Genomic DNA, 13,033 nt, shown 5'->3' with positions numbered 1-13,033 from the left:
CGGCAGCCATTAGGCAAGCCGGTTTCTTTTATGTTGACCGATTCGGAAGAAGGAACAAAATCAAGGCGTGAAAAGGGCGGATGAACGGGAAAAAGAGGAGAGAACTTGCAACATTAAACAGCAGACTAAAGTGCGCAATCTGCTGGGCAGGAGAGCTTGCTAAAAACGCAACAAACTCTGTGATAAAGGCGAGAAAAGGAAGACATAAAAGAACACCTAGAACATTAAACACGACGTGCGCATACGCGGTTTGGCGGGCTGCATAACCGCCAGAGATAGCAGCCATCACGGCAGTAATACATGTTCCGATATTGGATCCTAAAACAAAGCTGATGCCTTCTTTTAGAGCGACAGTCCCTTCATTCATAAATCCCATCAAAATACCGATACATACAGAACTTGAATGAACAATCGCCGTGAGCACTGTACCAGAGAGAAGAGCTGTCCAATCGGAGTGCTGCATCATTTCAAGGAAACGCAGTGTCTCTGGCTGACTGGTCATCATCCCTGCAATTTTTGAAAAACTTTGAATACAAAAAAAGATCATGCCAAGCCCAAATAAACTTTTTCCTGCATATCGAAAAGACTTCCTGCCCAAAATGATACATAAAAGACCAGCTGCAATCAGAACCCACATAAACACGTCCATCTTAATGGCAATAAATTCTGTCGTAAATGTTGAGCCGATATTCGTTCCAAGAATCATGGGTATGGATTTTTTAAACGTGAGAATGCCTGTACTCACAAAGCCGATAACGATGACCATAAATGCCGAACTGCTTTGAAGAACCCCTGTAAACACAATACTGACCAAGAATGCTTTGACTGGATGATCTGTAAAGAGAAGAAGTGATTTCTCAATACGAGACGACGTGAGCGCCATTAATCCTTTCCTAAGCAAACCCATTGCCCATAAAAAAATGAAAATAAGTGCACAAAAATAAATGATCGCCATCATAGAAAAGTCCTCCTCTTACCAATGAATATATGGACTTGTCTACCTGCTCATGACGAAAATATATTTCCAAATCACTTAGTTGACCTCAACCTAGGCTTATATTATAATGTCTAGGTACATGTTTTGCATGTATATCTTTTTTTAATGCAGTCGATTGGTGTATTCGGAGGGAGGGAAAGAGAATGTCAAAAACGGTCGTTAGAAAAAACGAATCGCTTGAAGATGCTCTTCGTCGCTTTAAACGCAGTGTATCCAAAACTGGAACATTGCAAGAAGCAAGAAAGCGTGAATTTTATGAAAAGCCTAGCGTAAAGCGTAAGAAAAAGTCTGAAGCTGCTAGAAAACGTAAATTCTAAAGAGGGTGGATTTTATGAGTCTTCTTGAGCAATTAAATTCTGATATGAAGCTTTTTATGAAAAACCGAGAGAAAGACAAGCTTATTGTCATTCGTATGGTAAAGGCTTCACTGCAAAATGAAGCAATAAAGCTTAAGAAAGACAGTTTGACCGGAGATGAGGAACTAACCGTCCTTTCCCGCGAGATTAAGCAACGTAAAGACTCCCTCCATGAATTTTCGAAAGCTAATCGCTTAGATTTAGTAGATAAAGTTCAAAAAGAGATTGACATTTTAGACGTTTATTTACCTGAACAGCTTTCTGAAGAAGAACTGCAGGCGGTTGTGAAAGAAACAATCGCCGAAACCGGTGCTTCATCGAAAGCTGATATGGGTAAAGTGATGAGCGCTATTATGCCAAAAGTAAAAGGTAAAGCTGATGGTGCTGTGATTAACAGACTTGTCAGCGAGCAACTGTCTCAATAAAAAAGTATCCTTCTCATGTTAGAAGGGTACTTTTTTTATGTCTTCATAAACCTGTCATATAAAAATGAAACCTATGATACATTTGTAACGTATGTAAAGGAACGGTAAAATGAAAGAAAGAGAGGGGGGATCACCAAATAGATGAAAAAAATGAAAATTTCTATTGCTCTCTTCAGTTGTTTTATAATATGCTTGTTATTAGGGGTTCAATTGACCGCGAAATCAGCAGATCAGAAAGTTCATGTTATCCCAATTGAAGATACAGTAGAAAAAGGACTTTCTAAATTCATTGAACGATCATTTGAGCAGGCAAAGTCGGAACGGGCGAAGCACATCATTCTCGACATCAATACACCAGGTGGTGCAGTCGATGCGGCGCTTGAAATCGCCGATACCATTCGTGCATCCGATATCCCAGTGACAGCGTTTGTGAATCATAGAGCGCTTTCAGCCGGGGCATTCATTGCCTTAAATGCCGATCAAATTTATATGACCCCAAACGGAAAGATGGGGGCTGCTGCGATCATTGATGGTGAAGGCAACGCTGCCGATCAAAAATCTGAATCTCTATGGCTTGCTGAAATGAGTGACGCTGCTGAAAAGCAGGGGCGTAATCCAAAATATGCTCTTGCGATGGCAGATGTAGATATAGACGCAAAAGAAGCTGGTGCACCAAAAGGAGAATTGCTGACCTTTAATACAGATCGGGCACTTCAGTTCGGTTATGCAGAAGGAGAAGCGAAAAATATGGATGACTTGCTTCAGAAGCTGAACTTAGCAGACGCTTCTGTTCAATACGATGAAGTGAGCTTTGCTGAAAAGGTTGCGCGTTTTCTCACGCATCCGATCGTCATTCCTATCCTTTTATCCATCGCGAGCTTAGGGTTAATTGTTGAATTATATTCTCCCGGGTTTGGGGTCCCAGGCACCATGGGAGTCACAGCGCTTCTTCTATTCTTTTATGGTCATCTCGTGGCAGGTTTTGCAGGATATGAGACATTGTTCCTGTTTTTGGCAGGGATTGTGTTGATCATTCTGGAATTATTTTTGCCAGGGGGAATCGTGGGTGTCATTGGACTAATCTGTGTTGTTGTCAGCTTATTTTTAGCAGCTGGAAGCTTTACAGAAATGGCGATTTCCATCTTGATTGCCACTGCTGTTTCAATCATAGCAGTTATTTTATTGACAAAGGTGTTGGGGAAACGTATGAAATTTTTTAAAAAGTTCATTTTAACCGATTCAACCAATAAAGAAAGTGGTTATGTCTCAAATGAAACAAGAGATGATCTTGTAGGACAAATCGCAGTGACAGCAACAGCACTTCGTCCATCTGGTACGATTGTATTCGGAGACGAGCGCATTGATGTTGTGTCAGAAGGTGCTTTTATCGATAAGGATGAACAAGTAAAAATTGTGAAAGCGGAAGGCTCACGCATTGTCGTGAGGAAAGTATAGATATACTGATTTTATAGGAGGAATAAAATGGATCCATCTACTTTACTATTATTTGTGATTATCGCAGCAGGTTTGATCGTTCTATCGATCTTCTTCACCTTTGTACCGGTGATGCTGTGGATTTCTGCCCTAGCGGCTGGCGTAAGAGTGAGCATTTTTACACTTGTAGGAATGAGGCTTCGCCGAGTGATTCCAAACCGAGTGGTCAACCCGCTCATCAAAGCGCATAAAGCAGGTCTTGATGCGACGATTAACCAATTAGAAAGCCACTATCTTGCAGGTGGTAACGTAGACCGAGTTGTCAACGCACTGATCGCAGCTCAGCGTGCGAATATCGAATTGAACTTTGCTCGCTGTGCGGCAATCGACCTAGCAGGCCGTGACGTACTTGAAGCTGTCCAAATGAGTGTAAACCCTAAAGTCATTGAAACACCATTTATCTCAGGTGTTGCGATGGACGGGATTGAAGTAAAAGCAAAAGCACGTATTACAGTTCGTGCAAACATTGACAGGCTTGTCGGTGGTGCAGGGGAAGAAACGATCATTGCTCGTGTAGGTGAAGGGATTGTTTCTACAATCGGTTCATCAGATAATCATAAAAAGGTTCTTGAAAATCCTGATATGATTTCTCAAACGGTTCTTGGTAAAGGATTAGATTCAGGTACAGCATTTGAAATTCTCTCGATTGATATCGCAGATGTTGATATCGGTAAGAATATCGGGGCGATCCTGCAGACAGACCAAGCAGAAGCCGACAAAAACATTGCACAGGCGAAAGCAGAAGAACGCCGCGCTATGGCTGTTGCACAAGAACAAGAAATGCGTGCGAGAGTTGAAGAAATGCGCGCGAAAGTAGTAGAAGCAGAGGCTGAAGTACCACTTGCAATGGCCGAAGCACTACGTGAAGGTAATATTGGAGTTATGGACTACATGAACATTAAGAATATCGATGCTGATACGGATATGAGAGATTCATTTGGCAAAATGACAAAAGGTCCATCTGATAATGAAAACAAATAAGCATCCTCTCACGCTTTAAGGAGGGAGCCCATTGGACATTCTATTTGAAAATCCGTTACTAATAGCGATTATCATCGGTATTATCTCTGCGGTCTTTGGGAAAATCGGCAAACAAGAGGAGAAGGAACAAAATAACCGGCAGCAAAAGCCAGCTCCTCAAAAGAAGGCAGAACAAACACGACCAGCCCCGGTCAAAACAGACCAGTTGGACGATTTTGGCGATGTACATGATCATGGCGGGATGAAGAAACAAGGTTCACAGTCCTTACAGGATCGTTATACCGCTACACTTGCCGAAATGGAAGAAAGAAAAAGCGAGCTGAATAAAGAGTTTCAATCGCTTGAAAGACAGCTTACTAGGCCAAAGGCAGCATCTGCTGAAATGAAGCCGAAAATCATTGAGAAGCTCAACCAAGATACGGTCGTTCAAGGGATGATCCTTGGTGAAGTATTTGGAGAGCCTCGTGCGAAAAAGCCGCATCGAACGATGAAACGACCATATAAAAGATAAAGAAGAAAGTCCCCTTATTCTTAAGGGGGCTTTTTTGTTGCGTAATGGAGATTTTTCTTAGTCAAAATGATGAAACGGCTGTTTTACGGGATTCATTAGCATGATATGAACCGCTGAGGAATAGGATGATATAGAGGCTTTCTCATCAGTCTCACCATCTTTCAGTTTGATCTCATACACATGAGGTGGGAAGGGGTTCTTATTGAATGGGAAAAAGAAAAAATCAACTTAAAGCATGGCTGACAAGAACACTTGAAATCCCTCCGGACGTGATGATGGATCTTCCCCGTATTACGATGGTTGGCAGACTCCATATTTACATAGAGAACCATAAAGGGCTTTTACTTTTCAGTGATCAAGAGGTAAGGCTGATGCTCAAGCAAGGACAGTGCATTATTTCAGGAAAAGACTTTGTGATTAAAACGATTTTGCCAGAAGAGATCTTATTAGAGGGGAAAATCGATGAGGTCCGTTATATTGATTCTTAACTGACGGAGGGGAGAAACGTGAAGAACAAATGGTTTTCCTATTTTATTGGCAGAGTGGAAGTGGAGATAAGAGGAAGCGGTATTGAGCGGCTAATCAATGAGTGCACGAGACAGGGGATCACAATTTTTCAAGTGAGCCGCCGTCAAGACAGCGTGCGCTTATTTATTCGCCTCTCAGATGTACATGCCTTTAGAAAAGTGCGCAGACATCATGAGGTGAAATGTTCGTTTCATCAAAAGAAAGGGTTCCCGTTTCTTCTTCTATGGTCGAGAAGAAATATTGGCTTCACCCTCGGGATGGCTTTTTTCCTAGTGACGATATTGGCTCTTTCAAATATGGTGTGGAAAATTGAGATTAAAGGTGCGAATCCAGAAACAGAACACCAAATGAGAAAGCATCTGGACGAAATAGGGGTACAAAAAGGGCGTTTTCAGTTTCTCATGGGGACACCTGAAAAAATACAAAAGTCATTGACGACCAATATTCAGAGCATTACATGGGTCGGAGTTGAACTGAACGGAACGACGTTTCAAATGAAAGTGGTCGAAAAAAATGAACCTGAAAAGGAGAAATATACAAGTCCTCAGCACATCTTTGCCAAGAAAAAGGCGGTTATCACGAGAATGTATGTAGAAAAGGGAGAACCGCTTGCCCAGGTCGATGAGCATGTGAAAAAAGGGCAGATGCTCGTCTCAGGTTTAATTGGGAGTGAAGATCAGAAAAAAACGGTCGGAGCTAAAGCGAAAATATATGGTGAAACATGGTACCGATCTGAAGTTTCTGTCCCTCTTCGAACATCTTTTGATGTCTTTACGGGTAAAATGAAGACAAAGCACAAGCTCTCCTTATTTGGAGGCTCCATCCCATTTTGGGGATTTTCCTTTAAAAAAGATGATTTTCAGCAGCCGAAAACAGAAACAGAAGTTCACCCGCTTCATTTTTTGAATATGCAATTGCCGTTCTCCTATGAAAAGGAAATCACACGAGAAAGTGAAAAAATAAATCGAGAATACACAAATAAAGAAGCGGTTCAAGCAGGGATTAAAATGGGTAAAAAAGAATTAGAAGAAAAGCTAGGTCAAACAGGTGAGGTGAAAAGTGAAAAAGTTTTGCACGAGACAACAGGGAATGGTAAAGTTAAGTTAATCATCCTTTACCAAGTAATAGAAGATATTGTTCAACCAACACCTATTGTTCAGGGAGACTAGAGAATGACAGAACATTTACTTGAGATTCAACAAAAATTGGATAGCCCAAACGAAGCCATTGCTTTATTTGGCAATCAAGATGCTTATCTGAAACTGATGGAAAACGAGCTGAATGTCTCCATTATCACACGTGGAGAGAAAGTGTATGTTTCTGGTCAGGAAGCATCAAGAGATACTGTGAGCCGTTTGATTACATCTCTCTTACATCTCATTCGTAAAGGAATTGAGATTTCTGAGCGGGATGTCGTCTATGCCATTAAAATGGCGCAAAAAGACAAGCTCAATTATTTTGAAAATATGTATGAAGATGAAATTACGAAAAATGCCAAAGGCAAGTCGATCAGAGTCAAAACGATCGGCCAGCGTGAATATGCTGCGGCAATGAAAAAAGATGATCTGGTCTTTGGGATTGGACCTGCTGGTACAGGTAAAACGTATTTAGCAGTGGTCAACGCCGTACATGCCCTGAAAAATGGACATGTCAAACGGATTATCCTGACAAGGCCAGCTGTTGAAGCAGGAGAAAGTCTTGGCTTTTTGCCAGGAGATTTAAAAGAAAAAGTCGATCCTTATTTAAGACCGCTATATGATGCTCTGCACGATGTGCTTGGTAGTGATCATACGGAACGTTTAATTGAGCGCGGAGTGATTGAAATTGCCCCTCTTGCCTATATGAGAGGGCGGACGCTTGATGATGCATTTGTGATTTTAGATGAAGCGCAGAATACAACGCCAGCTCAAATGAAAATGTTTTTGACGAGACTAGGCTTTGGTTCTAAAATGGTCATTACAGGAGATATTACACAAATTGATTTGCCTAAAGGTATGCAGTCAGGCCTTGCAGCTGCAAAGGACATGCTTGCTGAGATCAAGGGTATCTCATTCATTGAATTAGATCAGACAGATGTGGTCAGACACCCGCTTGTGGCGAAGATCATTGGAGCATACGAAAAGCAAAAATGAACTGAGTGACCCGATCGCCTTAATCGGGTCATTTTGTTTCGATCGTGGTTTAAAGTAAAAAAGGAGGTACTTTCCTTGAGAAAGAATCAGAAAGGCAGTAAGCGCAAAAGGCTGCTGTCTAAAAAAGAACCTCAGAAAATGGAGCGCTCACGCTATTTAAACGTACTGCTATACGCTGGTTTAGCGGCCATCCTGTTTGTGGTGCTCTTCTTCCATGTAAAGCCTGAATCGCTCGACCTAGATTTGTTTTCAGTGAGCGAACAGACCATCTATTCTCCGTCTACCGTTGATGACCAAGAAGCAACAGAAGAAAAGAAACAAGAAGCAACGGATCAAGTGGAAGACCAATATACACTCAAAAAAGCGTATTCTGATAATCGTGTTGACCTCATTTCATCCCTCTTTGAAGCCATTAAAGAAGAGAAGAAAGCAGCAGCTGATGACAAAGAGAACCCGCCAACAGATCAAGAGATGGTGAAGCGTGTAAAAGAGAAACTCACAACCGATATGCAGGAAGCTGTTTCGGATCAATCGATTAAAGCACTGCTCCAAGCAAGCGACGAAAACCTTTCTTTTACAAAGGACTCCATCATCACAGTGGTCAATTCTCTCATGAGTAAAGAAATCACAGCTTCTAAGCTGCAAGATGAGAAAAAACAAGTGAAAGCAGAGCTTGAAAACAATTCGATTCCGTCAAAATATTTAAATGCAGCGAAAGAAATTGGTGAATTTGCGATTATTCCAAACTATGTATTTGACCCGGTCGCAACAGAGAAGAAAAGACAAGAAGCAGCTGATAATATCCAGCCGGTTCAAATTAAGCAAGGGCAAATTTTAGTGGAAGAAGGAGAGCTCATTGACCGCGAAGTGTATCGCAAATTAGAACTGACCGGCCTTTTAAACAGCTCCAATTTGTTTAAGCCTGTAAGCGGTCTTATCATCTTAATTGGTCTCTTCTTAGCGGCGATTGTCCACTCACTGGAATCGAGGAAAAAGTCGCTCGTCCATAAGAATAAATCGTTACTGCTGTACTCGCTTATTTTCACCATTATTTTAATCATCATGGAAGTATTCAGTCTCTTCCAGGAAACCAAATATACAACCATCGGCTACGTCGTGCCTGTGGCACTTGGCACGATGCTGATTAAGCTGCTGATCAATGAGCGGCTGGCGATCTTCTCCGGCCTTGTATTTGCCCTTTGCGGCAGTATGATGTTTAATCAAGGAGTAACAGGCGTCTTTAACTATGTCATCTGTGCTTATTATTTAATAAGCGGGATGGCGGGGATTTTATTTTTGAGAAAACATAATGCGAGATCAAAAATTTTGCAGGCGGGGCTTTGGGTAGCTTTGGTGAATGTACTTGTTGTGCTGTCCATTATGCTGATTCAAAATTCTTCTCCATCAGGGCTTGAAATAGGTGTAAACCTCATCATGGCGATTGTGTCAGGGTTTGCATCGGCTATTTTGGTTATCGGGTTAATGCCAGTCTTTGAGAGCATGTTTGGCATTCTTTCGACCATGAAGCTTATTGAATTATCGAACCCGAATCATCCGCTGCTGAAAAAGATCTTAACAGAGACGCCAGGTACATATCATCATAGTGTCATGGTGGCGAATTTAGCGGATGCTGCATGTGAAGCAGTCGGTGCAAATGGATTGTTAGCAAGGGTTGGAGCTTATTATCATGACATTGGAAAAACGAAAAGACCACAATACTTTATTGAAAACCAAATGAACATTGATAATCCGCACGACAAGCTTTCTCCTCAGCTGAGCAAGAATATTATTATTGCCCATACGACAGATGGTGCTGAAATGCTGAGAGAAAAGAAGTTTCCAGAGGAACTTGTGGACATTGCAGAACAGCATCACGGAAAGTCCCTGCTGAAGTTCTTTTACTATAAGGCAAAAGAACGGGATGATCAGGTGACAGAAGAAGAATTTCGTTATCCTGGTCCAAAACCGCAATCGAAAGAAGCGGCCATTATTTCTGTAGCTGACAGCGTGGAAGCGGCGGTTCGTTCGATGCATAATCCAAACCCTGAGCGGATTGAAAAGCTTGTCAAAGGCATTATTTCAGATAAGATGCAGGATGGGCAATTTAGTGAATGTGATCTGACATTTAAAGAATTAAATATTATTAGCCAAACAATTTGTACAACATTAAAGGGGATTTTCCATTCTCGGATTGAATATCCAGATGCCCCGAAGCAGAAGGTGAAGTAAATGACATTGTTAATCGATTTAATAGATGAAACAGGACAAGTATCGAAAGAGCAGCTTGAAGAAGTGGAAAAGCTTCTTCAATTTGCTGCGGATGCCCTTGAGGTAAAAGATCAAGCGGAAGTATCAGTATCGATCGTTTCAAATGAAGAAATTCATCAAATTAATAAAGAATACCGAGGAAAAGATGCACCAACAGATGTGATTTCATTTGCCCTTGAGGAAGAAGGCGAAGGGGAAATTGAAATCATTGGAGCTGATGACATTCCGCCTGTACTTGGTGACATTATCATTAGTGTTGATCGTACGAAAGAGCAAGCAGAGGAATATGGACATTCCTTCATGAGAGAGCTAGGATTTTTAACGATTCATGGTTTTCTTCATTTGCTTGGCTATGATCATATGACAGAAGAAGATGAAAAAGAAATGTTCGCCAAACAGACAAAAATCTTGGATGATTATGGCCTTTCGAGATCATCGTAAGAAGCGAACGCCGCTTGTCCGTTTTTTTCGGAGTTTTTATTATGCATTTAGAGGAATATGGCGAACTTTCTTGAATGAACGGAATTTTCGGTTTCACACAGTCGCAGCCATCATCGTGGTGATTTGCGGCTTTTGGTTTCACATTCATCCGGTTGAATGGATGATCATTCTGCTTTTATGCGGCGGGATGTTTGCGTTAGAACTTGTGAATACAGCGATTGAACATACAGTAGATCTTTTCACAGAAGAGAAGCATCCTCTTGCTGAGAGAGCGAAGGACGCGGCAGCAGGCGCTGTTTGCGTTTACGCCGCCATTTCGGTTATGATTGGGTTGATCATCTTCTTACCGAAGATCATGCAATAGAACAATATTACTATTTATTAACATTTTTAGAAATGGGCGTGAAAATGTCACGTGAATTATGTAAAATATAAATGTGACAGTGGTACCATTTCTTCTGAAAGTGGGAACTAGAATGAACAAACAAGAGTTGATTTCAGAAGCAGTCAAAGCAAGAGATTTTGCATATGTACCCTATTCTAAATTCAAAGTCGGTGCAGCATTATTATCGCATGACGGAAAAGTGTATGGCGGCTGCAATATTGAAAATGCAGCATATGGTATGTGTAATTGTGCGGAAAGAACAGCACTTTTTAAAGCGTACTCAGAGGGCATCACATCTTTTCAAATGCTTGCAGTAGTGGCTGATACAGATCGGCCTGTTTCACCATGCGGCGCATGCAGACAGGTCATTTCAGAGCTATGTGCACCTGATATGCCAGTGATTCTAACGAACTTAAAAGGTCATATATACGAAACGACAGTAAACGAACTATTGCCAGGCGCATTTTCACCGGAGGATTTAAATGACTAACGAAAGCTTCAAATCAGGATTTGTATCAATTATTGGAAGACCAAATGTAGGGAAATCGACCTTTCTTAATCGTGTAATTGGACAAAAGATTGCGATTATGAGTGATAAGCCCCAAACGACTCGAAACAAAGTGCAAGGTGTTCTGACAACGAACACGTCACAAACGATTTTTATCGATACACCAGGAATTCATAAACCGAAGCACAAACTTGGCGATTTTATGATGAGGGTGGCTCAAAATACACTCAAGGAAGTCGACCTGATCTTGTTTATGATCAACGCACAGGAAGGCTATGGAAAAGGTGATGAATTCATCATTGAACGACTAAAGCAAACATCGACACCGGTGTTCCTTGTCGTCAATAAAATTGACCAAATTCATCCGGATGAACTGTTCCTTTTAATTGATGAATACCGTACACGTTACCCATTTAAGGAAATTGTGCCAATTTCAGCACTTGAAGGCAACAACATTGATACGCTTCTTCAGCAAATTGAAGGTTATCTTCCAGAAGGCCCTCAATTTTATCCGGCAGATCAAGTAACAGATCACCCAGAGCGATTTATTATTTCTGAATTAATTCGTGAAAAAGTGCTGCATTTAACGAGAGAAGAGATCCCTCACAGTATTGCGGTTGCGATTGAATCGATCAAGCCAGATGAAAACGGCAAGATTCATGTTGCAGCGACCATCGTCGTAGAACGTGATTCACAAAAAGGGATTGTGATTGGTAAGCGCGGCAGCTTATTAAAAGAAGTGGGACAAAAAGCGCGCAGAGACATTGAAGCACTTTTAGGCTCAAAGGTGTATTTAGAGCTTTGGGTAAAAGTGCAGAAGGACTGGCGTAATAAATCCACACATCTTCGTGATTTCGGATTTAGAGAAGACGAATATTAAAAACCGATACAGTTGTTAGTAGATCTGACAATGGTGCGGTTCGATTAGTAAAAATTGTTTATCATGAAATGGAGGTAGCCTGGTCAAGATAAAATTAATATGTTGGATGTAGCGTTGCTGCTTCTAATAAAGAAAGGTGGGGTTTTTATGTTGAATTTTACATGGAACGTATTTTCACAAACAGGAAGCGTTGACACGTATCTGCTTTTCAAAGAGTTAGAAAAGGAGAACCTGGAAAGACCCGATGTACTTGAAGAAGAAATAGCACGACTTGATTTTCCAATCTTATAATTCTTGACCCCCTCCAATGCTCGGAGTGTAGACAAATGCTCATTAAAAGTGAAGGAATCGTCCTTAGAACAACAGATTATGGCGAAACAAACAAAATTGTCACGCTGCTCACTAGAGAACATGGGAAAATTGGTGTGATGGCAAGAGGCGCTAAGAAATCGAACAGCCGCCTGTCAGCCATAAGCCAGCCGTTTTTATACGGAACCTTCCTGATCCAATCATCAACAGGACTTGGAACGCTCCAGCAAGGTGAAATGATGGAAAGCATGCGAACCATTCGGGAAGATTTATTTCTGACCGCATATGCCGCATATATGACAGAATTACTTGATAAAGGAACAGAAGAAAAAAAGCCAAACCCTTACTTGTTTGAACTTCTTCTTCAATCTTTACGCCATCTCAATGAAGGCACAGATGCTGATATTATTTTATTTATCGTAGAGGTTAAAATGCTGTCAGTGATGGGGTTGAAGCCTGAACTGGACCAATGTGTACACTGCGGTCAAAAAGAAGGGCAGTTCCATTTCTCAATTAGAGATAACGGATTCATCTGTAGGCAATGCTTTTCTAAAGATCCATATAAACTGCCCTTATCCCCAGCAGCAGCAAGACTGCTCCGTTTGTTTCATTATTTTGATTTATCAAGGCTTGGTCAGGTTGACGTGAAACCACAAACGAAACAAGAAATTCGTCAAGTGCTCGATCATTATTATGAAGAGTATTCAGGTCTTTATTTAAAATCAAAAAAATTCATGAATCAAATGGAATCCATGAAAAAGCTAATGGACGGTGAAAACAAAAGTTGACATCTCTCGTGACTTTTTGTAAGATCATCT

At 41.2% G+C, this 13,033-nt stretch carries 16 protein-coding genes; 15 read left to right on the top strand and 1 reads right to left on the bottom strand.

What is annotated here, in order from left to right:
- Positions 1-28: 28 nt before the first annotated feature.
- Positions 29-958, bottom strand: a complete 930-nt coding sequence (locus tag NSQ11_RS11900) for a Na/Pi symporter (protein WP_017367625.1) — start codon at positions 956-958, stop codon at positions 29-31.
- Positions 959-1,140: 182 nt separating this feature from the next.
- Between NSQ11_RS11900 and rpsU the strand changes: the two genes are divergently transcribed.
- The 15 genes from rpsU (at position 1,141) to recO (ending at position 13,003) form a co-directional block, all read left to right on the top strand.
- Complete coding sequence (gene rpsU / locus NSQ11_RS11895) at positions 1,141-1,314, top strand: 30S ribosomal protein S21 (protein ID WP_003152957.1); 174 nt, start codon at positions 1,141-1,143, stop codon at positions 1,312-1,314.
- A gap of 14 nt (positions 1,315-1,328) precedes the next feature.
- Positions 1,329-1,778: a GatB/YqeY domain-containing protein gene (locus tag NSQ11_RS11890; protein ID WP_007501319.1), complete on the top strand. Its 450-nt coding sequence runs from the start codon at positions 1,329-1,331 to the stop codon at positions 1,776-1,778.
- Between the two features lie 141 nt (positions 1,779-1,919).
- Complete coding sequence (locus NSQ11_RS11885; protein WP_017367624.1) at positions 1,920-3,233, top strand: nodulation protein NfeD; 1,314 nt, start codon at positions 1,920-1,922, stop codon at positions 3,231-3,233.
- A 27-nt stretch (positions 3,234-3,260) separates the two neighbouring features.
- Positions 3,261-4,253 carry a flotillin-like protein FloA gene (gene floA / locus NSQ11_RS11880; RefSeq protein WP_007501317.1) on the top strand — a complete coding sequence of 331 codons (993 nt, stop codon included), beginning with the start codon at positions 3,261-3,263 and terminating at the stop codon, positions 4,251-4,253.
- A 31-nt stretch (positions 4,254-4,284) separates the two neighbouring features.
- Positions 4,285-4,764, top strand: coding sequence for a hypothetical protein (locus NSQ11_RS11875; RefSeq protein ID WP_017358016.1), 480 nt, complete (start codon positions 4,285-4,287; stop codon positions 4,762-4,764).
- 206 nt (positions 4,765-4,970) lie between these two features.
- Positions 4,971-5,252: a sporulation protein YqfC gene (gene yqfC, locus NSQ11_RS11870; RefSeq protein ID WP_003217398.1), complete on the top strand. Its 282-nt coding sequence runs from the start codon at positions 4,971-4,973 to the stop codon at positions 5,250-5,252.
- Between the two features lie 18 nt (positions 5,253-5,270).
- Positions 5,271-6,461, top strand: a complete 1,191-nt coding sequence (yqfD, locus tag NSQ11_RS11865; protein WP_035390845.1) for a sporulation protein YqfD — start codon at positions 5,271-5,273, stop codon at positions 6,459-6,461.
- Positions 6,462-6,464: 3 nt separating this feature from the next.
- Positions 6,465-7,424, top strand: a complete 960-nt coding sequence (locus NSQ11_RS11860) for a PhoH family protein (protein WP_008342419.1) — start codon at positions 6,465-6,467, stop codon at positions 7,422-7,424.
- Positions 7,425-7,562: 138 nt separating this feature from the next.
- On the top strand, positions 7,563-9,653 hold the full coding sequence (locus tag NSQ11_RS11855; protein ID WP_171465590.1) for an HD family phosphohydrolase: 2,091 nt from the start codon (positions 7,563-7,565) through the stop codon (positions 9,651-9,653).
- The gene (ybeY, locus tag NSQ11_RS11850; protein ID WP_007501310.1) at positions 9,654-10,133 is read left to right on the top strand and encodes an rRNA maturation RNase YbeY; all 480 of its coding nucleotides are present in this window, start codon (positions 9,654-9,656) and stop codon (positions 10,131-10,133) included.
- Positions 10,111-10,497: a diacylglycerol kinase family protein gene (locus NSQ11_RS11845; RefSeq protein ID WP_008342413.1), complete on the top strand. Its 387-nt coding sequence runs from the start codon at positions 10,111-10,113 to the stop codon at positions 10,495-10,497. The genes ybeY and NSQ11_RS11845 overlap by 23 nt, the downstream gene beginning before the upstream one ends.
- A 112-nt stretch (positions 10,498-10,609) precedes the next feature.
- The gene (locus tag NSQ11_RS11840; RefSeq protein WP_008342410.1) at positions 10,610-11,008 is read left to right on the top strand and encodes a cytidine deaminase; all 399 of its coding nucleotides are present in this window, start codon (positions 10,610-10,612) and stop codon (positions 11,006-11,008) included.
- Positions 11,001-11,906: a GTPase Era gene (era, locus tag NSQ11_RS11835; RefSeq protein WP_007501305.1), complete on the top strand. Its 906-nt coding sequence runs from the start codon at positions 11,001-11,003 to the stop codon at positions 11,904-11,906. Before NSQ11_RS11840 ends, era begins: the two co-directional genes overlap by 8 nt.
- 147 nt (positions 11,907-12,053) lie before the next feature.
- Positions 12,054-12,197: a YqzL family protein gene (locus NSQ11_RS11830; protein ID WP_008342408.1), complete on the top strand. Its 144-nt coding sequence runs from the start codon at positions 12,054-12,056 to the stop codon at positions 12,195-12,197.
- 35 nt (positions 12,198-12,232) lie between these two features.
- Positions 12,233-13,003: a DNA repair protein RecO gene (gene recO / locus NSQ11_RS11825; RefSeq protein ID WP_007501304.1), complete on the top strand. Its 771-nt coding sequence runs from the start codon at positions 12,233-12,235 to the stop codon at positions 13,001-13,003.
- Positions 13,004-13,033: the final 30 nt, after the last annotated feature.

This window comes from Bacillus sp. FSL W7-1582 (genome assembly GCF_038593325.1).
Taxonomy (GTDB): domain Bacteria; phylum Bacillota; class Bacilli; order Bacillales; family Bacillaceae; genus Bacillus; species Bacillus altitudinis.
This window is presented reverse-complemented; position numbering and strand designations above follow the sequence as displayed.

Excerpts from the sequence above, each read along its gene's own strand:
- NSQ11_RS11900 (WP_017367625.1), bottom strand. The coding sequence starts at position 958 with ATGATGGCGATCATTTATTTTTGTGCACTTATTTTCATTTTTTTATGG.
- rpsU (WP_003152957.1), top strand. The coding sequence starts at position 1,141 with ATGTCAAAAACGGTCGTTAGAAAAAACGAATCGCTTGAAGATGCTCTT.
- NSQ11_RS11890 (WP_007501319.1), top strand. The coding sequence starts at position 1,329 with ATGAGTCTTCTTGAGCAATTAAATTCTGATATGAAGCTTTTTATGAAA.
- NSQ11_RS11885 (WP_017367624.1), top strand. The coding sequence starts at position 1,920 with ATGAAAAAAATGAAAATTTCTATTGCTCTCTTCAGTTGTTTTATAATA.
- floA (WP_007501317.1), top strand. The coding sequence starts at position 3,261 with ATGGATCCATCTACTTTACTATTATTTGTGATTATCGCAGCAGGTTTG.
- yqfC (WP_003217398.1), top strand. The coding sequence starts at position 4,971 with ATGGGAAAAAGAAAAAATCAACTTAAAGCATGGCTGACAAGAACACTT.
- NSQ11_RS11860 (WP_008342419.1), top strand. The coding sequence starts at position 6,465 with ATGACAGAACATTTACTTGAGATTCAACAAAAATTGGATAGCCCAAAC.
- NSQ11_RS11855 (WP_171465590.1), top strand. The coding sequence starts at position 7,563 with ATGGAGCGCTCACGCTATTTAAACGTACTGCTATACGCTGGTTTAGCG.
- ybeY (WP_007501310.1), top strand. The coding sequence starts at position 9,654 with ATGACATTGTTAATCGATTTAATAGATGAAACAGGACAAGTATCGAAA.
- NSQ11_RS11845 (WP_008342413.1), top strand. The coding sequence starts at position 10,111 with ATGGCCTTTCGAGATCATCGTAAGAAGCGAACGCCGCTTGTCCGTTTT.
- NSQ11_RS11840 (WP_008342410.1), top strand. The coding sequence starts at position 10,610 with ATGAACAAACAAGAGTTGATTTCAGAAGCAGTCAAAGCAAGAGATTTT.
- era (WP_007501305.1), top strand. The coding sequence starts at position 11,001 with ATGACTAACGAAAGCTTCAAATCAGGATTTGTATCAATTATTGGAAGA.
- NSQ11_RS11830 (WP_008342408.1), top strand. The coding sequence starts at position 12,054 with ATGTTGAATTTTACATGGAACGTATTTTCACAAACAGGAAGCGTTGAC.
- recO (WP_007501304.1), top strand. The coding sequence starts at position 12,233 with ATGCTCATTAAAAGTGAAGGAATCGTCCTTAGAACAACAGATTATGGC.